Below are 22,882 nucleotides of genomic sequence, written 5' to 3'. Positions count from 1 at the left end.
CCTTTTCACAGATTAAGGTAGGTGTGACCCATTGGTAGAACTTAAAAACGTATCCGTGACCTACTCCAGCGGTGTTGACGCTCTCAACAACGTCAGCCTCAAGATAAACGACGGCGATTTCGCTTTCGTTGTAGGTTCATCAGGTGCGGGCAAAAGTACTATGATAAAGCTTCTGCTCAAGGAAATAGACGCTACGAGCGGTGTTGTCACCGTAAACGGCTACAACCTGAACAAGCTGAAGAAAAGAAAGATACCTGAATTCCGCCGTACACTCGGCTTTGTATTTCAGGATTTCAGACTGATCCCGTCAATGACAGTATACGAGAACATCGCATTCGTTCTCAGGGTCATCGACGCTCCGATCAAATACATCAGAAAGAGAGTCCCTTACGTTATAAGTCTCGTAGGGCTCCATGCTAAAACGAACTCTTACCCCGACGAGCTTTCGGGCGGCGAAAAACAGCGTGTCGCTATTGCAAGAGCGCTGGTAAACGACCCTCAGCTCATCATCGCTGACGAGCCTACGGGAAATATAGACCCCGAGCTCTCATACGAGATCGTCGAACTCCTCAAGGGCATAAACGATCAGGGTACTACTATTCTCATGGTAACTCATGAGCACGATCTTGTAAGACACTTCGGCGGACGTATAATCAATATCACCGAGGGCGAGATCGTTTTCGACGAGGTCATCACAGGTACAGGCGACGAGCTCCTTGCAGATATGAGCGCTGAAATGCCTGCCGAAGCTATGGCGGCTGCCGTAAGCGAAGCCGAGCATATCAACGATAATGTCCGCGAGGATATCAATACCGAGGACAATATCGAGCTCCCCATAGAGAATATGACCGCAGACGATATCATTTCCGCTATAGGCGGAGTTCCCGAGCCTGAAAAGCCCGAAAAGGAATTCATGAAGCCCGTAAAGGAAAACATCGACGTGGAGATCACACAGGAGCTCCCGAAGATACCCGAGGGCGAATCACCTGAGGAGATACTTGCCAAACTCTCCGATAAAACGGAAGGAGGTAAGGTATGAAGCTCAGTGGTTTAAGATACCTCGCCGATCAGGGCGTGGAAAACATATGGAAGAATAAAATGATGGCTTTCGCTACATTCTGCGTACTGCTCATCTCCCTTCTTCTCGTTGGAATCGCAGGCCTTTTCTATATAAACCTCAATTCCATGATAAAGGGTCTCGGAAGTCAGAACGAAGTCGTTGTCATAATGGACCAGGGCACTACCGATGAACAGAATACCGCCGCAGAGGAAGCCATAAAGGCTATCCCCAATGTGGCTACCATCAAGTTCGTGTCAAAGGAAGAGGCTCTCGAAAGACAGAAGGCAAGCCTTCCTAATGCTGAGGTCATCTTCAACGATTACATCGGCGATGACGCAAGCTTTATGCCTGACGGCTTCAGCGTGACCGTCAAGAACAACGACAAGATCACAGAGACTATCGAACAGATAAATGCGCTCGAGAATATACAGAGCGCTTCCGCTTCACCGCAGGTGGCTGAGTTCCTCAGAGAGCTCAGAAAGGTGGTCTCTCTTATCGCAGGCGCTGTAATACTGGCGCTGGCGGTAGTTGCAATGATAATCATCTCCAATACCACAAAGGCAAGCGTTTTTGCCCGCCGTGAGGAGATACAGATAATGAAGTATGTCGGCGCTACAAATGCATTTATCCGTATGCCGTTCTTCGTAGAAGGTATGGTAACGGGCTTCTTCGCAGGCGCAGGCGCTTACTTCATCACATGGGCGATCTACCGCTCGGCTTATAATATGCTGACAGAGCAGGGTATGCTTATGAAGACCTTCGGTATAGGAAGTCTTATCCCATTCGACAAGATAAGACTCTATATAGTCATCGGCTACCTCGTATCGGGCGCCCTCATAGGCGCTGTGGGAAGCGTTATAAGTACAAGAAAGCATATCGACGTATGATATGGATGTCCGAACGAATAATATGAAATCTTTTTATGAAAGGAGTGTGCTGTCAGTCCGTACCTCTTTGCTTCATCAGGTCTGACACGCAGCTTGATTATGAAAAAACTCAGTATATTCAAAAAGGGAGTATCCTTTGTTATCTCATCTGCTTTATCCGTATCCCTTCTTGCAGCTTATCCGTCAATGCAGGGCAGAAACGAAAAAAAGGCTTCTGCGCTGACTATCGCGGAAATGCAGGAGGAAATAAACAATAACAAGGCAAAGATAGCCGAGCTCCAGGGACAGCTTGATGCCCTCGAGGGCAATAAGGCTGAGGAGCAGCAGTATCAGGCTATCCTTATGGATCAGATCGACAAGATACATGAGAACATCAATCTCCTCAATCAGGAGATCGACAGTATCAACGCCGATATCGACACAGCTAAGTTCAACATCGAAATGCTGGAAAACTCTATCGCAAATCAGGAGGAGGAGATCAACCATAACGTTGAGATCTTCAAGCAGCGCCTCTGCAATATGTACATCTCGGGCAACGAAAACCTTGCTTCCGTAGTTGTAGGTACCTCCAGCTTCTACGATATGATATCGAGAGTTGAAATGGTAAACCGCATCGCTTCATATGACGAGCAGCTCATAAACGATATCCTCGCTGATATCGACGAAATGGAGCAGTCCAAGAAGAACCAGGAATCCGAAAAGCTCACCCTCCAGATGAAAATGGAAGAGCAGGAAAAGCGTAAGGAAGAGAAAAAAGCTGAAATGGAAGTCCTCAATGAGCAGATGTTGAAGACTCAGGCTGAGATCGACCGTATCGCTGCCGAACAGCAGAGGATAAGAGACAATCAGGACGAGCTCGCAGCAATAGACGCGGAATTCGACGCTCAGATACAGGCTGAGATCGCACGTCAGGCTGCTGAGGCAGAAAGACGCTATCAGGAAGAACAGGCTCGCCTTGCAGCTCAGAGAGCTCAGGCTATCCAGAACTATGATTACTCAAACCAGCCTTCATATGTACCCGTTTCTGCTGGAGCTTCGGGCTTTGCATGGCCCGCACCCGGATTCAGCTACATCTCCAGCTATTACGGTTCGAGATGGGGGGGCTTCCACGGCGGTATCGACGTCGGTGACGCAGGTATCCACGGCGGCGCGGCAGTTGCTTCAAGATCCGGAACCGTTATTACGGTATATAATTCCTGTCCGTGCGACTACGCTAAGGACGGCTATTGTCCCTGCGGCGGCTGTGGGAACTACGGCAACCACGTTATCATATCACACGACGGTACATACTCCACTGTTTATGCACATCTTCAGAGTGCCTGCGTTTCAGTAGGCCAGTACGTTGAACAGGGCACTGTTATAGGTTATATAGGTACAACAGGCTGGTCAACAGGTCCTCACCTCCACTTCGAGGTGCGTGTAGGCGGCTCACGCGTAGACCCTATGGGTTATGTAAGTCCGTATTGATAACGGGCTCCTGCGTATAAACAATAACATACCACAAATAAGGGCAGTTCAAGCAACTGCCCGAATTTTTGTCAGAAAGCGATGATAATATGAACAGAAAAATCAGTCTCGGTCTTGCTTTGAGCCTTATAGCTATCGCTTCTGCGGTAACGTTCATACTTACCTCCTTTTTCTCGCTCCAGAGCTTCAACAAGACGGTAGTGGACGTAAACGAAAAGGGCAAGAAGTACAACTCGCTGCAAACTCTCGATTCGTATGTCCGCGAGAACTACCTCGGCGACATCGACGAGAACAAGCTCAGCGACGGCATTTTAAAGGGCTATATCTCGGGACTTGACGATAAATACTCCAAATTTCTCACAGAGGAGGAGTACCTTGCGGAGCAGAACGAGGATCAGGGACAGCTCATAGGTCTCGGACTTACTCTCAGCGAGGACGAAAGCGGTTATATCCGCATTGCCGAGATCATGAAGGACTCCCCTGTTGCTGACGCAGGTATCAGGGCGGGCGATATCATTACCCTTATCGACGGCGTCAGCGTCCTTTCTGAGGGATTTGACGAGTCCGTCGAGGCTCTGCGCGGTACCGAAGGCTCGGAGATAAGGCTGACTGTCCGCCGCGGAGGTATCGACAAGGACTACACTTTCTCCCGCCGCTCGATCGAAGTTGAATCCGTAACAGGTGAAATGCTGGACGAGTATGTGGGATATATCAAGGTCAAGAGCTTCAAGAAGAATACTCCGCAGAAGTTCGTTGACACTCTCGAAAGGCTTACCTCAAACGGTGCAAAATCGCTTATCTTCGATGTCCGCGACAACGCAGGAGGAAGTATCGAAGTCCTCTCTGACTGTGTGGATCCGCTGCTGCCCGAGGGAGTTATCGCTACTGCCGAGTACAAGGACGGTCACAGCGAGACACTCATTTACTCCGACGAGAACAAGCTCGAAATACCTATGGTCGTGCTGGTAAACAAGAACACTGCAAGCGCTGCGGAGCTGTTTGCGGCTTCTCTCCGTGATTTTTCGGACGCAGTCCTCATAGGCGAAAACACCTACGGCAAGGGCGTTATGCAGAAGACCACCGAGTTCAGCAAAAACGGAGCTGTGGTCCTCACAGTTGCAAAGTATCAGACCGCTGTGTCAAAATGCTACGACGGTATCGGTCTTGCACCTGATTTCTCTATCGCAAACGAGACCGAGGAACAGGACGATCAGTACTATAAGGCTGTGGAGATAGCGCATAATCTGATACAGTGAGCATATATGCAGGGAACGCCGCCCTCGGCGTTCCGATATTATTATACCACCCGGGGCGGATCTTATCCGCCCTTATTATTTGCAGCGACGCCTTCTGTAAGAGGGAAAAATGATACGCTCTCTATAAGAGGGTCGAAATCAGCACTTTTTAAACGGAAAACCGTTTAATATCGCAAAAGATATACCTCAGGTGGACTTTTTGCAGCAAGTTTTATCATTGGGACAGGCGAGCGGAACTCGCCCCTACAGGCTAATGGCTAAGGGCTAAAGGCTAAAGGCTAAGGGCTTAAATTCCGCCCTTGACTTTTTCGGCGCGATATAGTATAATAATATGTAATGCTATTTATTATTAAATATTAAGGAGTGCATTGATATGGCTACAAAGAAGATGTCCAGAGAAAGCTACGAAAAGCTCGTCGCTGAGCTCGATGACCTCAAGATCAATAAACGTAAGGAAGTTGCTGAAAGACTTAAGGTCGCTCGTTCATACGGAGACCTTTCGGAAAACGCTGAGTACGACGAAGCTAAAAACGAACAGGCAATCCTCGAGGCTCACATCCAGGAACTTCAGTACACTATCGACAACGCTGAGATCGTTGACGACGAAGCTATTTCCGTCGACGAGATCGGTATGAGCTCCAAGATCACTATAAAAAGACTTGATACAGGCAAGGTCGAGACCTTTACTATCGTCGGTACAAACCACGCTAACGTAAGAGAAGGCCTTATCTCGGACGAGTCACCTATCGGCAAGGCTGCTATGAAGAAAAGAGTCGGCGATACATTCATCGTTGAAGCTCCCGCAGGCGAGCTGAAGTTCGAGGTCATTGAGATCTCAAAGTAATCGAAAGGATATCAGAAATGAGCGAAAATCAGGTAAACAGCCCTGTTCAGGCAGAAGAAGAGCCCGTTCAGGATATAAATATACTCAAGAAGGACCGTCTTGACAAGCTTGCAGATCTCCGCGAGCTGGGTCACGACCCGTTCACTATCACAAAGTTCGACGTTACAGGTCACGCTGCCGACTACAAGAAGGAGTATGAGGCAAAAGAGGCAGAGATTCTCGCTGCTGTCGGCGACGACGAGGAGAAGAAGGCTGCCGAGCTGGAAAAGCTCAACGAGAATATCATCCGTATCGCAGGCCGTATCATGAGCTGGAGAGATATGGGCAAGGCTAACTTCATCGACGTCCGCGACGCTTCCGACCGTATACAGGTTTACGTCCGCTCAAACGACGTCGGCGCAGACCTCTTCAAGGAGTTCAAGAAAAAGTGGGATATCGGCGATATCATCGGCGTCGAGGGCTATGTTTTCAGAACTAAGAAGGGTGAGATATCTATCCACGCCAAGAGCATTACCCTCCTCACAAAGTCCCTCCTTCCCCTGCCCGAAAAGTGGCACGGTCTCAAGGATACTGACACAAGATACCGTCAGCGCTACCTTGACCTCGTTATCAATCCCGACGTCAAGGATACTTTCGTAAAGCGCTCAAGGATAATCGCTTCTATCAGACGCTACCTCGATAACCAGGGCTTCATGGAGGTAGAAACTCCTATGCTGGTATCAAACGCAGGCGGCGCTGCTGCAAGACCGTTTGAAACTCACTACAATGCACTCGATGAGGACGTAAAGCTCCGTATCAGCCTTGAGCTCTACCTCAAGAGACTTATCGTCGGCGGACTTGAAAGAGTTTACGAAATAGGAAGAGTTTTCCGCAACGAGGGCGTTGACACCCGTCATAACCCCGAGTTCACCCTTATGGAGCTCTATCAGGCTTATACAGACTACTACGGAATGATGGACCTTACCGAGAATATGTTCCGTCACGTTGCTCAGGAAGTATGCGGTACTACCTGCGTACCTTACGGCGAGCACATGATAGACCTCGGCAAGCCTTTCGAGCGCCTTACTATGATCGACGCTGTCAAGAAGTATTCGGGCGTTGACTTCAATGAGATAAAGACTCTCGAGGAAGCACGTAAGATAGCTGACGAAAAGGGCGTAGAGTACGAGAGCCGCCACAAGCGCGGTGATATCCTCAACCTCTTCTTCGAGGCTTTCGTTGAGGAACACCTCATTCAGCCTACATTCATTATGGATCACCCGATAGAGATTTCTCCTCTTACAAAGAAAAAGCCCGACGCTCCCGAGTATGTTGAGCGTTTCGAGCTCTTCATCACAGGAAGGGAAATGTGCAACGCTTACTCCGAGCTGAACGATCCTATCGACCAGCGCGAGCGCTTCAAGGCACAGGAAGAAGCTCTCAGTCAGGGTGACGAAGAAGCAAACCGCACAGATGAGGACTTCCTCAATGCTCTCGAAATCGGTATGCCTCCTACGGGCGGTATCGGCTACGGTATCGACCGTCTGGTAATGCTTCTCACAAACAGCTCTTCTATCAGAGACGTTCTTCTCTTCCCGACTCTCAAGAGCCTTAACCAGTGAATAACAAACCATTCGGGCGGCTGACTGCCGCCCGTTATCATTAAGGATATATTATGAGTAATAAAGATACTAAAAGACCTGACGATAACGATGAAAAGCTCGATATCAATACAAGTCTGCTGAAAAGCAGAAAGGATATCAAAAAGCAGCGCGAGGAGGAAACTGCCCGTCAGCAGCTTGAAGTCGAGCAAAGAAAAGCTCAGCTCGAAAAGAAACGTCAGGAAGCCTACGATAAAAAGATACACGATGAGAAGATCGAGCTAATGCGTATGAAACAGGGCATTATCGAGGAGGAAGAAGCTACTATCCACGAAGAAAAGGAAGAGGAGATAAAGCTCACTTTCGGTAAAAAGATAAGCAACTTCTTCTACCATAACAAGTGGTGGCTTGGTCTCGGAACGTTTTTCGCTGTCATGATGACCTTTCTCATTGTCGATCTGATAAAAACTCCCCGTCCTGACTCGGCTATCCTCATGCTATGCGAAAATAACGATGTGGGACTTGCCACTAATATAGATGAGTACTTCACACAGTTCGGTGATGACTGCAACGGCAACGGCAAGATTCTCGTATCTGTGTACTATATCCCCTATTCCACTGACGAGTACAGGAACTACAATAACGGAGTAACAGGAAAGATCTCCGCTATGCTCGGCGGTACGGAACAGGTCATTATAATAGGCAACGATCTCACTGTCAAGGACCTTATGGTCCCGAAGGACGACCTTGTTGACCTCAGTACGCTCTATCCCGACGATCCTCATGTAAAGGACTATTTCTACTACCTCAAGGACACAAATTTCGCAGAGGAGCTCGGTATCGATCCCGAAAGCGTAACAGCTGATATGTTCCTCGCCATACGCAATCCCGTTAATCCCATAAACGGCGTGAACGAGAAATTACAGAAGACATACGACAAGGACTTCCCGTTGTTTGACAGGATAATAAAGTCTTTGTCAGAGGTAAAATAAAAACAAAGCAGCAAGGTGTGCAACCTTGCTGCTTTGTTTGTAATAATACCGTAAAAACGCCCATCGGGCGCCCCTGCAAAACCTATGGCTAAAATACAAGATATTCAATGACCGAGTTCGACATGAGAAAGCCCTTTGGCGTGAGCCATATGCGCTCACCGTCACTTTCGGCGTAGCCGTCACTGATAAGCGGCGGCAGCTTCCTTTCGATGTCCGCTCTGTGCTCACCCGTATCGCTCAGCCGCAGTCCCTCTTTCAGCCTGAGACGTAGCATTGCGAACTCCTCAAAGCCACAGGGGCTTTCGTCCGTAACTGTGACCTGCTGCGTCTCGCTGCTGATAAATCCCGTAATATCGCGCTCCACGGCGAAACGCCTGCCGTTGTGACAGGAGTGCGCCGCAGGACCTATGCCGAGGTAGTCACCGCATTTCCAGTAGCGGCAGTTGTGGCGGCTCTCATAGCCCTTCTTTGCAAAATTCGACACCTCGTACTGCATAAAGCCGCGCTCCTCAAGAAGCCGTACCATTTCGAGATAAAGCTCCGCCGTACCGTCCTCGTCGGGAAGCCTGCGCTTTATATCGTCGCAGTCAAAAGGCGTACCCTCCTCGGTCTTGAGAATGTACGCCGAAATATGCTGTATTGGCAAATCTGCCAGCTTTTCCGCGGAATACCGCAGACTTTCGATATCCTGTCCCGGCAGGGCTATCATCAGGTCACAGGAGATATTGTCAAAGCCTGCACTCTGCGCGTCAAGAACTGCCTGCACTGCCCTTTCGGAGCTGTGGACCCGCCCCAGTATTTTCAGCTCACTGTCTATCATGGACTGAACGCCTATGGAAAGGCGGTTTATGCCTGTATTCCGGAGCTCCGAAAGCTTTTCCGAGCTGAGAGTACACGGGTTGGCTTCGATAGTTATCTCGGCCTGACTGTCAAGGGTGAAGCTTCTCCTTATCACGCCGAGTATGTCGCCTATCTGCTTTGAAGTCAGCAGCGACGGCGTACCGCCGCCGAAATAGACCGTATCTACCATGCGGTCAGGCTCCGAGTAATGCCTTATATTGCGTAAAACTGCGGCTGTATAGTCCACGGCCGCCTGTTTTGTCCACTTTACCGAGTAAAAATCGCAGTAACCGCACTTTCTTCCGCAGAAAGGCACATGAACGTAAATACCAAGGTCTCTCATTTGTATGCGTCAAGCCGGATGGACTGCACCATCCTGAAGCAGAATGCGTTCACTATCTTCGGTATCACGAACATCAGAGCGATTATCCCGATAACTATAGGCACTTCATGAGTATACATCCATACGTTGTCAAGACCGTGGAGATATACGTATATTATAAACGCAAATCCCACCAGATAGAGGACAGCTTCAAATATGGTTGCACCCTTGCCGTTCACGCAGAGCTTTCCGCACTTCGGGCAGGGCTTGCCCTTTGATTTCATAGTTCCCGATACTGCCTTTTTTATTGGAGTAAAGGTCTTTTCGCCGCAATGCGGACAGGTATATATGCTCATCGTCATTCATTTCCTTTCACTGTTTCAGCTTCAGCCTCAATGGGCTCGAGCTCCTTTGCAAGCCTTGCCACAGGCGCATTCCCCGCAAGCTTCGGAGTAAGTCCCAGGCGCTTCTTCTTTGAAGCCTTTCTGCGGTGGCGGAAGATACTGAGGAAGTCCTCGGGGTGAAGCACCGCCAGCGTGAGGAGCATTATCCCCAGAGCCGCAAAAAGCATTCTGAAGTTATCATGCACAACCAGTCCGAATATGAGCAGGACTATCGCGGTCACGCAGAAGCTTGTACGTGACTTCTCCCGAAGCCTTATCCTGACTGCGCGGAACAGCCGTCCTGCACCCGAATTCTTCGGCAGAAAGTATTCAGTGACCACTGTGATTACGCTTAAAAGAAATATTGCCGCAAGTATTCCGAGAATGATGTAGTTTATCATAAGACCTCCGTTATCAGCTGTCAAGCTTGAGAACGCTCATGAACGCCTCCTGCGGGACCTCTACGGTACCGAGCTGGCGCATACGCTTCTTGCCTTCCTTCTGCTTTTCGAGCAGCTTCTTCTTTCGGGTTATATCACCGCCGTAGCACTTTGCAAGTACGTCCTTACGCATTGCCTTAACGGTCTCACGTGCGATTATCTTTCCGCCTATGGCTGCCTGTATCGGCACCTCGAAGAGCTGACGCGGAATGTTATCCTTGAGCTTTTCCGCTATCTTGCGTGCTCTTGCATAGGCTTTGTCAGTATGGATTATGAAGCTCAGAGCGTCAACGACTTCGCCGTTGAGGAGTATATCAAGCTTGACGAGCTTGCTGGGAACATAGCCCATCATTTCGTAATCAAAGGACGCATAGCCCTTTGTACGGGATTTCAGCACGTCAAAGAAGTCGTATACTATCTCGTTCAGCGGAAGCTCGTAATGAAGCTCAACACGGGTATCGTCGAGATACTTCATATCCTTGAAAACGCCGCGCCTGTCCTGACAGAGCTCCATGATATTGCCGACATAGTCCGAGGGCGAAAGAATGCTCGCTTTGACCATAGGCTCCTCGGCAGTCTGAATGAGGGCAGGGTCGGGGTAGTTGGTAGGATTGTCGATATACTGCACTTCGCCGTTGGTCATAGTGACCTTGTATATGACCGAGGGAGCAGTTGTGATAAGATCGAGGTTGTATTCGCGCTCCAGTCTCTCCTGTATTATCTCCATGTGGAGAAGTCCGAGAAAGCCGCAGCGGAAACCGAATCCGAGAGCTATAGATGTCTCGGGCTCGAATGAGAGCGAAGCGTCATTGAGCTGGAGCTTTTCCAGTGCGTCGCGGAGATCGCCGTATTTAGCTCCGTCGGCAGGGTATATACCCGAGAATACCATTGGATTTACCTTGCGGTAGCCGGGGAGCGGCTCATCACAGGGGCATTCGTCGTTTGTTACCGTATCGCCCACGCGAGTATCGCCTATGCTCTTGATAGAAGCTGCAATATAGCCAACTTCTCCTGCTTCAAGGCTGCCGCTGTTCACAAGGTTCGATGCGTCCATAAAGCCTGCCTCAACTACATTGAAAACAGCTCCCGTAGCCATGAGGCGGATATTGTCGCCGACCTTTACTCTTCCCTCTTTTACGCGGACATAGATGATAACGCCCTTGTATGAGTCGTAATAGCTGTCGAAAATAAGAGCTTTCAGTGGCTTTTCGGGATCACCCTGAGGTGCAGGGATATCAGTGACGATCTTTTCGAGGACTGCCTCGATATTAGTGCCCATTTTAGCCGAAATACGGGGAGCGTCCATTGCAGGTATGCCTATTACGTTCTCCACCTCGCTGCAAACTCTCTCAGGGTCTGCCGATGGGAGATCTATCTTGTTCACAACAGGAACCACCTCAAGGTCATGCTCGATGGCGAGGTAGGTGTTTGCAAGGGTCTGAGCCTCGATTCCCTGCGAAGCGTCAACTACAAGTATAGCTCCCTCGCAGGCTGCAAGTGAACGGGATACCTCATAGTTGAAGTCAACGTGACCCGGAGTGTCTATGAGGTTGAAGATATAGTCCTCACCGTCCTGTGCCGTATACTTCAGGCGGACTGCACGGGCTTTTATGGTTATTCCTCTCTCTCGCTCGATGTCCATATTGTCAAGGAGCTGATCCTCCATGTCACGGATAGCGACTGTTTCGGTCTTTTCAAGGATACGGTCGGCAAGTGTGGACTTGCCGTGATCTATATGCGCTATGATACAAAAGTTTCTGATCTTATCGTTAGCCAAAGTTTTACCTCTTTTCAAAACATATTTACTCAGTATAATTATATCAGAAAGTCCGTTGTTTGTAAAGAGGTTTCTTCACGGAAAAGGCAAGGGCATATGAACTCTGCCGCAAAAAAACACGGTACAGTCTCCTGTACCGTGCCTTAGTGTTATTCAGTTTTTCTCTCAGCCGTTAGGATCGAGAGTTGCTATCTTTTTGAGAAGATAGAGCTGTATGCGGAGAGCGTCGTTTGATGTAAGTCCCTTTGTACTTGTATCAACGTCTGCATTCTCCTTGCCCTGTACCGTGATAGCCTTTGCGTCTGTACCGCCTACGCCGTACTTGTTAGGATTTGCAAGACTCTGCATGATGAGAACTGCGTCCGCCATATCTACACTGCCGTCGCAGTTTGCGTCGCCCCATGCTGTTGAGTTATCGGAATTGTTTCCAATCTCAGTAGTCTCAACGTCCGATTTCTTTTCTATCGTTATCTCATACGCTATCTTGACATTTGTTATAATCGAAAGTCTATTCAGGTTAGTAAGTCTCGGAACAAACATTACTGTATACTTGCCTTCAGGAAGATCAGAAATATCGGAGTTTTCTGAAATAACCTTGCCGTCCTTGCCAACTATATAGCACGTTTTGTTGAAACTTCCCTGATCTGAGATCTCTGAAAGGAATGTTTCGTCGAAGGTTTTACTTCCTGCCTTGAAGCTGATACCGCTAAGATCAAGGGAAGCCCCCTGTGTATATACTGTCTTTGTAGGATATGTCTCAACCTTATCGAATGAGTACACGCTTGTATTCTGACCGCTCAGTCCTGTCAGTACAAGATCAGGAGTCTGAGGAATCCATGTAGTAGTTGTCACTGAAGGATCAGGTGCAGTTGTTGTGGTTGTAGTTGTTGTTGAAGTAGTAGTTGTTGTTGAAGATGAAGTTGTTGTAGTAGCTGCGGAAGTAGTAGTTGTTGTTGTAGCTGATGTTGTGGTAGTTGTGGTCTTGGGGGTAGGATTCGTATTGCCCGAATAGTAATCGGAAAGCGAGATACCGTTGCCCGACTGACCCAGCGGGATAGAGTGGTCAAGTCCGATGAACTTGCCGCCGTCTGTCTGCCAGAGAGCTTCCTTTACGAAAGCGTACTTTTCCTCGTCCCACTTGCCAAAATCGTCGTATACAAGTCCGCCTGTATCGCCCGAATTCTCATTGAAGCACCAGAAAGTATGGTGGATATGCTTGTCGATCATATAGTCGCGGAGCTCCTGCATCCAGTGCTTGTTCTCGCCTGTCGGATCGTGCTCCTTGTCGATGAAGCCGCCCCACTCGCCCATGAGGAGAGGATACTGCTGCTCCTCGATAAGGTAAGCCCATGTATCGTACCAGTAGTCGTCAAGGAGCGACTGACGGTCGAAGGTCTTGGAATCGTCGTCCATGTAGAACCACTTCTGTGACCATACCAGCGGACCGTAATCATGAGGTGAATAAACTATCTGCTTCTTGTACTCGCCGATATCAACGGGGTGATCCTTTACGCCGCGGAGATTTCCGCCCCACCATGCGCCGAAAATCTTTGACGGCTCGTCATAGTGAGCATAGTCAACGGCAGGAGTTGTCCAGTCTGCGCCCTTTTCAAAGTCAGGGTAGCACTCGATGCCCTCAATCATGATAAGCAGGTTCGGGTTGTGCTTGAGACAAGCCATTGCGCCCTTTTCTGCTGCATACTTCCAGTTGTTCTTGTCCTTCGAGTCGTCCCACTTGGCAAAGGTACCCTCCTCGGGCTTGCCGTGAGGCTCGTTCTTGAGGTCGATAGCGATGATAGTATCGTCGTCCTTGTAGTACTCTGTGAACCACTCCAGAGCCTCGAGCCAGTCGTCCTCTGAGAAGTTCTCATCGTACCAGAGAGGCTTCTGATGTCCCATGGAAGCTGATGTGGCACTGTGTATGTCGATCATGATCTTCATACCGTTTTCCTTGCACCACTCTACAGCCTTGTTCCAGATGTCGAAGCTGTACATGAGAGTGTACTGACCTTCGCCGCTTACTCCGCCCTCAACAGTAAGTTCGGGGTTCTCATAAGCATTGACCATCATGTTTACTTCACCGACGCCCGAGCCCTTGTCAGAGCCCTTGTTCTTCCACTGGAGAATGATCTGTGTGGACATAGGCACACGGAGAAGGTTGAAGCCGTGGTCTGCGATCTGATTGAGCATACTATGCATATTCTTCGACCATACGCCGTCGAATACCTGACGTCCTGCGTTGTAGCCGAACCAGTTTACACCTGTCAGCCAGACCTCTTTGCCGTCTTTGTCCACGATCTGTGCCTTATCGTTGACATGGAGCCAGTCGTCGCCGCTTGTGTCGGCAGCGAGCGCCTTCTTTACAGTTTTTTCCTCAGTCATACCGTTGTTCAGTGTGGGAACAAGCATGACCGTCGCTGCCATACCTGCCAGCAGCCTTGTTAAAATATGTTTTGCCATGTTAAAATCCCTCTCTTTTAACAAAAATATTGGTACTATCATTATAACGCCTTTTTTCGGAAATGTCAACGCTGTTGGAAGATTTCAGCAATAAATTATACATTTTACCAAGATGTTCAGCTGAGGAGCTCTTCACGCATAGCTTTGAGCAGTTTCTTCTCACGGCGCGATACCTGTACCTGCGTCATTCCCAGCACCGCCGCTGTCTTTGACTGGGTAAGCCCCCTGAAATAGCGAAGTTTCAGCAATGCACGGTCTTTTTCGTCAAGCTCTGCCATTATCTGCCGCAGGGCAAGGAGGTCGGTTATGCTCTCGTCGGGAGCTTCCACAGGGATATCCGTCTGTCCTTCATCATCGTCGCCAGAGGTGAGGGATATCACAGGCTGACTCACGCAGAGTGCTTCGGAAACGGCAGCTTCGCTCTCGCCCGAAAGCGCTGCAAGTTCTGCAACTGTCGGCTCTCTCATCTCACGCTGCCTGAATTCCTCGCACAAGCGCTGCAAACGGAGTGAGAGCTCCTTTAAGCTGCGGCTGACGCGGACCGAGCCGCCGTCACGGAAAAGGCGCTTTATCTCGCCGAGTATGACAGGGACGGCGTAGGTGGAGAACTTCACTCCCCTGCCGCTGTCAAAGGCTTTCACAGCTTTCAGCAGCCCTATGCAGCCTGCGGAATACAGGTCGTCGTACTCTATCCCCCGTCCGCGGAAACGGTTGGCGCAAAGATGGACAAGCCCGAGATTTTCCTCGGCGGCAGGCTTTCTGATATCAGACGCCATGCTCTGAGAGCCTCTTTCTCATGGTGACTGTCGTGCCCTTTTCGGGAGCGCTCTTCACTTTCAGCCTGTCCATGAAGGACTGCATGACCGAAAAGCCGAGCCCCGAGCGCTCTTCCTCGGGAGCTGTGGTGAAAAGCGGCTCCATAGCCTGTTCTATGTCCGCAATGCCGCAGCCCTTGTCCTTTATCCTTATGTAGACCTCCCTTTCGGGCAGCAGACGCACTGTCAGCTCGATGTCTCCCTTTTTGTGCCTGTAGCCGTGTACTACTGCGTTTGTTACGGCTTCAGAAACAGCCGTGCGTATATCGGACAGCTCCTCCACCGTGGGGTCTGCCTGTATCAGAAAGGACGATACCACTGCACGGGCTGCCGCTTCGTTCACTGAGAGGGACGGCATTTTAAACTTTATCTCGTTGAGTATTTCCATTTTCATTCTCCTTTACCGTATTTTTACTATTCGCTCTATGCCTGCAAGCTTCATCACGCGCCTGATATAGGGCTGCGGATTGATGACCTCAAGCCTGCCGCCGCACTCCTTCATGAGCTTGCTCCTGCCCATGATCAGCCCTATGCCCGAGCTGTCCATAAAGGTGATGCCGCCGAAATCTATGGCAAGCTCCCTCGGCTGGGCAGTTACTATGAAGCGGTCAAGCTCTGCGCGGAGCTCCTTTGCATTGTGGTGGTCGAGATCTCCGCTGAGAGTCGCCACGGCTGTGCCGTTTTCGTTTTTTATGTCTATTTTCATTGCTTTTCCTCCTTTTCTTTGCCATGTGAAGCTTTTTCACGCCTGATTATACCACTCCGCTCCCGTGAAAAATGTCATATTCTGCAATCGCGCTGAAATTTCAGCATAATGATTGAAATAGCCGCGTAATAATGGTATAATTGTTCTTGTAACGCTCACATCACCCGGAAGGAGATTCTTATGGTACTTTATTTTTCCGCAACGGGCAACACCCGCTTTCTCGCTACGGAGCTCGCTGAGAAGCTCGGCGACGAATGCGTTGATCTGCTCGGCAGGGTCAAAAAAAATGATCTCTCGGAGATACGCTCCGAAAGACCGTTCATAATATGTACTCCCGTATATGTCTGCGAAATGCCGAGGTTTCTCAGCAAATACCTGAAAAACGTGAAGCTCTCGGGCAGCAGGAAGGTCTACTTCATTGCCGACAGCGCAGGCTACGGCGGTATTACGGGATATCTCGCAAAAAAACTGTTCAGAAGAAAGAAAATGGAGTTCATGGGCTACTCCGAGGTGGTAATGCCGAGGAACTACTTCATAAGCCACTATCCGCCTCAGACGAACGACGAGATAAAGTCACGTCTTATGAGCGCCTGCAAGCAGCTCGGCGAGATAGCCGGGACTATAGAAAAAGGCGAAAAGCTCCGCGCAAGATACGTTTTTATGTTTGAAAAGCTCATAACCATACCGTTCAATCCCGTCTGGTCAAGGTACAAGATGTCCGCAAAGGAGTTCTTCGCGGACAGCAAATGCGTAAGCTGCGGAAAATGCGAACAGGTATGCCCCCTCAACAACATCTCCATACGCGACAGAAAGCCCGTATGGGGCAACAGCTGCACACACTGTATGGCGTGTATAGGCAACTGTCCCACAGGAGCCATCGAATACGGCACCGTCACCCGTGAAAAGGGCAAATACAACTTCAAGGACTACAAGTACCTCATCAGCGGAAATACCGCTTCATCAGGCATAAACAACAGCTCTGCCGCACAGTCGGCAAAAAGGAGAAAAAATGGCTAAACAATTCTGGAAGGGCAGCACTCTGCTCGCTCCCGTACCTGCCGCCCTCGTGACCTGCGGCACTATGGACGAACCGAACGTACTCACTATAGGCTGGACAGGAATAGTATGCACCCGTCCTCCTATGACATATATTTCCGTGCGCCCCGAGCGCTATTCCCACGATATCATCAGGAAGTCTGGGGAATTCGTCATAAACCTCACCACATCCGCCATGTGCCGCGAAACTGATATCTGCGGCGTAAAAAGCGGCAGGGATACGGACAAATTCGCTCTTTGCGGACTGCATACAGCTCCCGCGCAGAAGGTGGCTCCGCCCCTTATCGAGGAATGTCCTCTCAGTCTTGAATGCAGGGTGACAGAGGAAAAGATTCTCGGCTCGCACACCATGTTCCTTGCGGAGATAGTCGGTATCGACGCCGACGAAAGGTTCATAGACAGCAAGGGCAAGCTCAATTTACAGCAGTGCGGTCTAATGGCTTTCGCTCACGGGGAGTACTTCGCTCTGGGCAGAAAGCTTGGCGACTTCGGCTTCTCCGTCAGAAAGAAGAAAAAGCACCGCAAGCCGCCTCAGAAGTCATGACGATATATCCTCGATAAAGCGTTTCAGCTCCCTGTCGTTTTCAAGATATATCCCCTTTGCAAGCTCTTTCCTGTCAAAATCAGACATGAGCGCAAGGTCTATATCTATAAGGAGATAGGGCTTCTCCTCGCCATTCCTGAATACTGCCGCCCTGCCTCCGCTTTCGCGGACCACAAATCCGTGGACTTTTTCACTTACGGAAGCCGCAGCAAGACGTGTTTCAACCCTGCTATCATGCACTGTCCGACCGAGGGTACAGACTATGAGAAAGCACGATACGGCAGCTGCCGCAACAAGTGTGAAATATATCCTTTTTGCGTTCCTGTACGTCATTTTATCACTCCCTTGCCGAAATATCCGTAAATATTATTGCCCTATTTTTCTATATTATACAAATTGCCGATTTTTCTTAAAAAGTCTTAACATTTCTGCTGAAACGTGCTATAATGTATAATGTATGTTTATGTATAGAAACTAAAATCTTTGAAAGGAGCTTTGCCGTCACCGACGGCTATTCTGACAAAATGAATTCTAAAAATCTTCACGCTTCCCGCCATCTTGAAGCCGCAGATATGGAAGTGCATAAAAATCCCCATAAAAAGAAAAAGAAGAAGCACAGCAAGGTCTTTAAAATATTCAAAAAGCTGATGACAGTCATTGCGACTACCCTGCTTTCTCTTATCCTTGTCATCATCATCACCGGTACTATCGTAAGTACCGCTCTCACGGTCTACGTCCTCAAATTCATGGACGACTCCACAACTGTTACGCTGCAGGAGCTTGAATCGGGAAGCGATACTTTCTTCTACGCCAACCATATCAACGAGTACGGTGAACTGGTGCTGGACGAGCAGGGCAATCCCGAGCTGGAGCAGCTGTACCACAATCCGAATAAGGTGCAGCGTATCCCCGTATCCATCGACAAGATACCCCAGCACGTAAGACAGGCTTTCATCTGCACCGAGGACGAGCGTTTCTACGCTCACGAGGGTGTCGACTACAAGCGTACATTCTCGGCATTCCTGAATATGTTCCTGCACTTCTACAATACCGAGCAGGGCGGTTCGACTATCACTCAGCAGCTCGTAAAGAACCTGTCAGGAAACGACCAGCACACCACAGAGCGTAAGATACGCGAGATCTTTGCGGCTATGCAGCTCGAAAAGAGCTACACAAAGGACGAGATACTTGAAGAATACCTCAACTATATCGCATTCGGCGGCCCGAGAAACGGTATACAGAAGGCTTCTATCGACTATTTCGGAAAGGACGTTTCCGAGCTCACCACTCCCGAGGCGGCTGTTCTTGCAGCTATCCCCAAGAGCCCTGAGGACTACGGTCCATTCGTTATCTACCGTCAGGACGACACCGATCCCAATTCTCCCATAGTCGTGGACGGTAAGGCAAACAACAAGCCCCGTCAGGAGTACGTTCTCTACAAGCTCTATGAAAACGGCTATATCACCTACGACGAATATCAGGAATACCTTGTAACTCCTATAATTTACACGGATTCCGAGGAATACAAGAGAAATCACCCCGAGGAAGAGCTCAAGGAGCTCGAAGCAAAGGCAAAGACCTACAGCTGGATACTCGACGCCGCTTTCTTTGAGGCGGAAAAAGTATTCATGGATATGTACGATATAACCGAAGAAGAAGCTCTCTCCAAGATACAGAGAGGCGGATATCAGGTATATATCAAGTACGACAAGAAGATGCAGGACTACGTTGAGAATCAGCTCCGTGACTTCAGCACCTTCCAGTACGTTCTTCCTGAGTACAGCTACAGAAGATACGTTGATATCAACGGCGACGGAACAGTTGACGAGGAGGAAGCTCTCCCCCACGTTGCATTCTGCGCTATAAACTACAGAGGCGAAGTCCTCTGTGCAGTAGGTACTGTAGGCGAAAAGAAAGACTCTCTCGTAACTAACTATGCTGTCAAGGAGCCCCGTCAGGTCGGTTCGACCATCAAGCCTCTTGCAGGCTACGGCTATGGCATTGATTCCGGTAAGTTCCACTGGGGCTCAGTCCTAAAGAATTCACCTGTAAGAAGACTTGACGACGGTCAGTGGTGGCCAAAGAACTACGGCGGCGTATCAGGCAACGGCGGTCCTGTTCAGCTCTGGATGGGTCTCAGAGACTCGATGAACACTATCTCTGCACAGCTCGTCGTTCAGGGCGGTCAGGAAAATGTTTTCGACTACGCTCACGACAAGCTCGGACTTGAGCTTTCAAAGGGCGAAAGAGGAGAGGGCTTTGAATCTCCGCTTACCCTCGGAGCTCTTACAAACGGCGTTACACTGGAAAACCTTGTAAACGCCTATATCCCTTACGGCAATCAGGGTATGCATTACGACGCTCACCTCATCACAATGATAAAGGACAGCAATCAGCAGATAATCTATCAGTGCGACGGAAATCCGAAACGTGCTGTGGAGGACGAGACTGCATACGTTATGAACCGTCTCATGAAAATTGTTATCGAGAGCGGTACAGGTACCGACGCTAAGATCTACAATAAGACCGTTGTCGGAAAGACAGGTACAACTCAGGACTTCGTTGATGAGTGCTTCGTAGGTCTTACTCCTGATTTTGCAAGCGGAATAACTGTAGGTTACAAATCATTCGATGTACAGCTTACCTGGGACAGGATCGTTTCCGCAAAGGTTTGGCGTACTGTGATCGGCGATTACATTATCAACAACTATAACGATACTCCTTCGGACTTTGAAAAGGTCAGCACCGTTATCGAAGCTCCCATATGTTCAAACACAGGCAATATAGCAGGTGCGAACTGCGCGAGGGGGGCTATAGGCTACTGGAAGTCCATATGCAAGGACAATGCAGATTACAAGCCACCGTATTGCAGCGGAGCACATTCATATCAGTCTACGACACAGGCTACTACAGCCGCAGCTGACGGCGGTGCTTCAGGCGGCGGTGCAGCGGCAGGCGGAAACGCAGGCGGCGGTGCAGTCGCAGGTGGAGATGCCGGCGGCGGTGCAGCGGCAGGCGGTGACGCAGGCGGCGGTGCAGTTGCAGGCGGTGACGCAGGCGGCGGTGCAGCGGCAGGCGGTGACGCAGGCGGCGGTGCAGCACCGGCAGGCGGCGACGCTCCCGCAGCTGAATAATATAAAAAGGTGATACTTTGAGCAATAACATCAGATTATGCTGTCCATGCCATTTCGGTCTGGAAAGCGTGCTTAAATACGAAATACAAAAAATCGGCGGAACCGACCTGAAGGTCAGCGACGGAAAAATAAGCTTCACGGGCGACGAGAATATCCTCGCCCGTGCCAATATATGCCTCTCCACTGCGGAAAGAGTCCTTATCGAGCTCATCGAGTTCAGGGCGACTACCTTCGAGGAGCTTTTCCAGGGAGTAAGAGCTGTGGAACTTGAAAGGTACATCGGTCCAAACGACGCATTTCCCGTCAAGGGCAATTCCCTCAATTCCGCTCTTCACAGCGTTCCCGACTGTCAGTCCATAGTCAAAAAGGCTGCCGTGGAACGCCTGAAATCAAAGTACGGTATAGAGTGGTTCGACGAATCAGGTCCTACGGTGCAGATAAAGTTCAGCATATTCAAGGACGTTGTTTCACTTTACCTCGATACAAGCGGAGTAGGCCTCCACAAGCGCGGCTACAGAAAAAACTCCAACGCAGCGCCTATAAAGGAAACTCTTGCGGCAGGAATAATAGACCTTGCCCGTGTACGTCCTGATTCAATAGTCTGCGACCCGTTCTGCGGAAGCGGCACTCTTCTTATCGAAGCTGCTCTCAAGGCTCTGAGGATAGCTCCCGGCATAAACAGAAGATTTGCAGCTGAAAAATGGAGCAGCCTCAGCGACAAGGTATGGCGCGAGGAGCGCAAAAGAGCTATCGACAATGTGGACAAGTCCGCAGAATTTCACGGTATTGGCGCCGATATAGACGACGCCGCAGTTGCTCTCACTCTTGATAACGCGCATAAGGCAGGTATTAAGTCCCGTCTTACTATCGAACAGGCTGATATTACAAAGTTCGTTCAGCCCGCAGATTCTATCGTCATTTGCAATCCCCCCTATGGCGAGAGACTTCTCGAGCTCAGGGAGGCTGAGGATATCTACCGTAAAATGGGCAAAGTTCTCGGCAAGGGCGGCAGCAGACAGAGCTATATCATCTCCCCTCATGAGGAGTTCGAGAAGTTCTTCGGCGCAGAGGCGCATAAACGCAGAAAGCTCTATAACGGCATGATAAAATGTCAGCTTTATATGTATTTTTAAATTAAAAGCTCCATATAACCGTGGTATTTATATAGCAATTTATACTTTATATCGGGGAAAACATTTCTGAGGAAAGGTTCTTCCCCGAACCCCTTTCCAAAGACTTTTAACCCAAATTTTCCTAAACAGGACGCCCACTGAAAAAATAACACGTTCTGTACATCTTACAGTGGGCGTTTAGGAAAATTTAAGCTGGAAGTTTTAGGAAGGGAGTTTGAGGGTGACTCCCCACAGTGTGGGGAGATGTCACGCAGTGACAGAGGGGACTCGCCTCCGTCAGAGGAACCTTTTTTCAAAAGGGTTTCCCTCAATATAAGGCACAAAACTGCCATACGAGTATCACAGTTATACGGAGCTTTTAATATAAAAGGCGGTGGAATATGACATACTTATTAAAAAGGAAGCTGCTTCACTTGTTCTTCCCGACGCGATGTCCTGTATGCGGCGGATATATCGGCGCTATGGAACGCTTCTGCGGCGAATGTGCGAAAAAGCTCACGCGGTATGAGGACAGCTTCAGTATCGAGGGCGCTGAGAGCTTCACGGCTGCCTTTGTCTACGACGACAAGGTAAAGTCTGCAGTCTTCCTGCTCAAGGACGGCATCTGCGGAAACGCCGGCTACGCCCTCGGAGGCGAACTTGCGGACAGGCTGAACGCCGAGGGTATCGTCAAGGATATAGATGTTATAGTTCCTGCACCTATGCACCGCAGGGACGTCAGACGACGTGGCTTCAACCAGTCGGCGATCATTGCAAAAGAACTCGGTCGGATACTCAATATCCCGACAGATAACAAGTCGGTCACAAAGACGCGGCACACCCATACTCAGAAAGGTCTCGGCAAAGTCGGAAGAGCCGTAAATCTTCGCAGCGCATTTGCAGCTTCCGATGACCTCAGGGGCAAACGTGTACTTTTAGTTGATGATATTTGCACAACAGGCAGCACTCTCCGTGAGATAACTGCTGCAATAAAAAAGGCAGGAGCAGCCTCTGTACGCTGCGCCTGCTGCTGTAAAACAAACTCCCACAAAAACTGACACTGTTATTTATACAGGAGTTTTATACCTTATATTGATGAAAATCCTTTTGGAAAAGAGTTCGGGGAAGAACCTTTCCTCAGAAAGGTTCTTCCCCGATATAAAGTATAAGTTCCTATATAAGTATCAAGGTATGTTTCCGTGGGAGT

Annotated in this window: 20 protein-coding genes and 1 pseudogene; 12 read left to right on the top strand and 9 right to left on the bottom strand. The window is 49.4% G+C overall.

The window, feature by feature from the left end; translation table 11 throughout:
- Positions 1 to 31: 31 nt before the first annotated feature.
- The 7 genes and pseudogenes from ftsE to IKW96_RS01215 all read left to right on the top strand — a co-directional run.
- A pseudogene (gene ftsE, locus IKW96_RS01245) lies at positions 32 to 694 on the top strand (cell division ATP-binding protein FtsE); the annotation flags it as partial.
- A 341-nt stretch (positions 695 to 1,035) separates the two neighbouring features.
- Complete coding sequence (gene ftsX / locus IKW96_RS01240; protein ID WP_296569436.1) at positions 1,036 to 1,947, top strand: permease-like cell division protein FtsX; 912 nt, start codon at positions 1,036 to 1,038, stop codon at positions 1,945 to 1,947.
- Positions 1,948 to 2,046: 99 nt separating this feature from the next.
- Complete coding sequence (locus tag IKW96_RS01235; protein ID WP_296569434.1) at positions 2,047 to 3,414, top strand: M23 family metallopeptidase; 1,368 nt, start codon at positions 2,047 to 2,049, stop codon at positions 3,412 to 3,414.
- A gap of 89 nt (positions 3,415 to 3,503) precedes the next feature.
- Entirely contained in the window at positions 3,504 to 4,670 is a 1,167-nt protein-coding gene (locus IKW96_RS01230) for a S41 family peptidase (RefSeq protein WP_296569432.1), read from the top strand.
- Between the two features lie 373 nt (positions 4,671 to 5,043).
- Complete coding sequence (gene greA, locus IKW96_RS01225; protein WP_296569430.1) at positions 5,044 to 5,514, top strand: transcription elongation factor GreA; 471 nt, start codon at positions 5,044 to 5,046, stop codon at positions 5,512 to 5,514.
- Between the two features lie 17 nt (positions 5,515 to 5,531).
- Positions 5,532 to 7,115 carry a lysine--tRNA ligase gene (gene lysS / locus IKW96_RS01220; RefSeq protein ID WP_296569428.1) on the top strand — a complete coding sequence of 528 codons (1,584 nt, stop codon included), beginning with the start codon at positions 5,532 to 5,534 and terminating at the stop codon, positions 7,113 to 7,115.
- A gap of 53 nt (positions 7,116 to 7,168) precedes the next feature.
- On the top strand, positions 7,169 to 8,086 hold the full coding sequence (locus IKW96_RS01215; RefSeq protein WP_296569425.1) for a hypothetical protein: 918 nt from the start codon (positions 7,169 to 7,171) through the stop codon (positions 8,084 to 8,086).
- A gap of 88 nt (positions 8,087 to 8,174) precedes the next feature.
- Here IKW96_RS01215 and hemW read toward each other — a convergent pair whose 3' ends face one another.
- From hemW to IKW96_RS01175, 8 genes are all read right to left on the bottom strand, one after another.
- A complete protein-coding gene (hemW, locus tag IKW96_RS01210; protein ID WP_296569422.1) occupies positions 8,175 to 9,269 on the bottom strand; it encodes a radical SAM family heme chaperone HemW in 1,095 nt (364 codons plus the stop codon).
- Positions 9,266 to 9,604, bottom strand: a complete 339-nt coding sequence (locus tag IKW96_RS01205) for a hypothetical protein (RefSeq protein WP_296569420.1) — start codon at positions 9,602 to 9,604, stop codon at positions 9,266 to 9,268. Before IKW96_RS01205 ends, hemW begins: the two co-directional genes overlap by 4 nt.
- Positions 9,605 to 9,606: 2 nt before the next feature.
- Positions 9,607 to 10,032: a hypothetical protein gene (locus IKW96_RS01200; protein WP_296569417.1), complete on the bottom strand. Its 426-nt coding sequence runs from the start codon at positions 10,030 to 10,032 to the stop codon at positions 9,607 to 9,609.
- A 13-nt stretch (positions 10,033 to 10,045) separates the two neighbouring features.
- Complete coding sequence (lepA, locus tag IKW96_RS01195) at positions 10,046 to 11,848, bottom strand: translation elongation factor 4 (RefSeq protein ID WP_296569415.1); 1,803 nt, start codon at positions 11,846 to 11,848, stop codon at positions 10,046 to 10,048.
- Between the two features lie 165 nt (positions 11,849 to 12,013).
- Positions 12,014 to 14,308: a cellulase family glycosylhydrolase gene (locus IKW96_RS01190; RefSeq protein ID WP_296569413.1), complete on the bottom strand. Its 2,295-nt coding sequence runs from the start codon at positions 14,306 to 14,308 to the stop codon at positions 12,014 to 12,016.
- 116 nt (positions 14,309 to 14,424) lie between these two features.
- Complete coding sequence (locus tag IKW96_RS01185; RefSeq protein ID WP_296569411.1) at positions 14,425 to 15,084, bottom strand: sigma-70 family RNA polymerase sigma factor; 660 nt, start codon at positions 15,082 to 15,084, stop codon at positions 14,425 to 14,427.
- The gene (spoIIAB, locus tag IKW96_RS01180) at positions 15,074 to 15,511 is read right to left on the bottom strand and encodes an anti-sigma F factor (RefSeq protein WP_296569409.1); all 438 of its coding nucleotides are present in this window, start codon (positions 15,509 to 15,511) and stop codon (positions 15,074 to 15,076) included. The genes IKW96_RS01185 and spoIIAB overlap by 11 nt, the downstream gene beginning before the upstream one ends.
- Before the next feature lie 12 nt (positions 15,512 to 15,523).
- Positions 15,524 to 15,829 carry an STAS domain-containing protein gene (locus IKW96_RS01175; protein WP_296569407.1) on the bottom strand — a complete coding sequence of 102 codons (306 nt, stop codon included), beginning with the start codon at positions 15,827 to 15,829 and terminating at the stop codon, positions 15,524 to 15,526.
- A gap of 180 nt (positions 15,830 to 16,009) precedes the next feature.
- Between IKW96_RS01175 and IKW96_RS01170 the strand changes: the two genes are divergently transcribed.
- Both IKW96_RS01170 and IKW96_RS01165 read left to right on the top strand, forming a co-directional pair.
- Positions 16,010 to 16,846, top strand: a complete 837-nt coding sequence (locus IKW96_RS01170) for an EFR1 family ferrodoxin (RefSeq protein WP_296569404.1) — start codon at positions 16,010 to 16,012, stop codon at positions 16,844 to 16,846.
- On the top strand, positions 16,839 to 17,429 hold the full coding sequence (locus tag IKW96_RS01165; RefSeq protein WP_296569401.1) for a flavin reductase family protein: 591 nt from the start codon (positions 16,839 to 16,841) through the stop codon (positions 17,427 to 17,429). Before IKW96_RS01170 ends, IKW96_RS01165 begins: the two co-directional genes overlap by 8 nt.
- On the opposite strand, the gene IKW96_RS01160 is transcribed toward IKW96_RS01165, so the two are convergent.
- On the bottom strand, positions 17,424 to 17,762 hold the full coding sequence (locus tag IKW96_RS01160) for a hypothetical protein (RefSeq protein ID WP_296569399.1): 339 nt from the start codon (positions 17,760 to 17,762) through the stop codon (positions 17,424 to 17,426). The genes IKW96_RS01165 and IKW96_RS01160 overlap by 6 nt on opposite strands.
- Positions 17,763 to 17,953: 191 nt before the next feature.
- Between IKW96_RS01160 and IKW96_RS01155 the strand changes: the two genes are divergently transcribed.
- The 3 genes from IKW96_RS01155 (at position 17,954) to IKW96_RS01145 (ending at position 22,733) form a co-directional block, all read left to right on the top strand.
- Positions 17,954 to 20,563 carry a transglycosylase domain-containing protein gene (locus IKW96_RS01155; protein WP_296569397.1) on the top strand — a complete coding sequence of 870 codons (2,610 nt, stop codon included), beginning with the start codon at positions 17,954 to 17,956 and terminating at the stop codon, positions 20,561 to 20,563.
- Between the two features lie 17 nt (positions 20,564 to 20,580).
- On the top strand, positions 20,581 to 21,696 hold the full coding sequence (locus tag IKW96_RS01150) for a class I SAM-dependent RNA methyltransferase (protein ID WP_296569395.1): 1,116 nt from the start codon (positions 20,581 to 20,583) through the stop codon (positions 21,694 to 21,696).
- Positions 21,697 to 22,076: 380 nt separating this feature from the next.
- Entirely contained in the window at positions 22,077 to 22,733 is a 657-nt protein-coding gene (locus tag IKW96_RS01145) for a ComF family protein (RefSeq protein WP_296569392.1), read from the top strand.
- Positions 22,734 to 22,882: the final 149 nt, after the last annotated feature.

It is taken from the genome of Ruminococcus sp., assembly GCF_017549005.1.
Classification (GTDB): Bacteria; Bacillota; Clostridia; order Oscillospirales; family Ruminococcaceae; genus Ruminococcus.
This window is presented reverse-complemented; position numbering and strand designations above follow the sequence as displayed.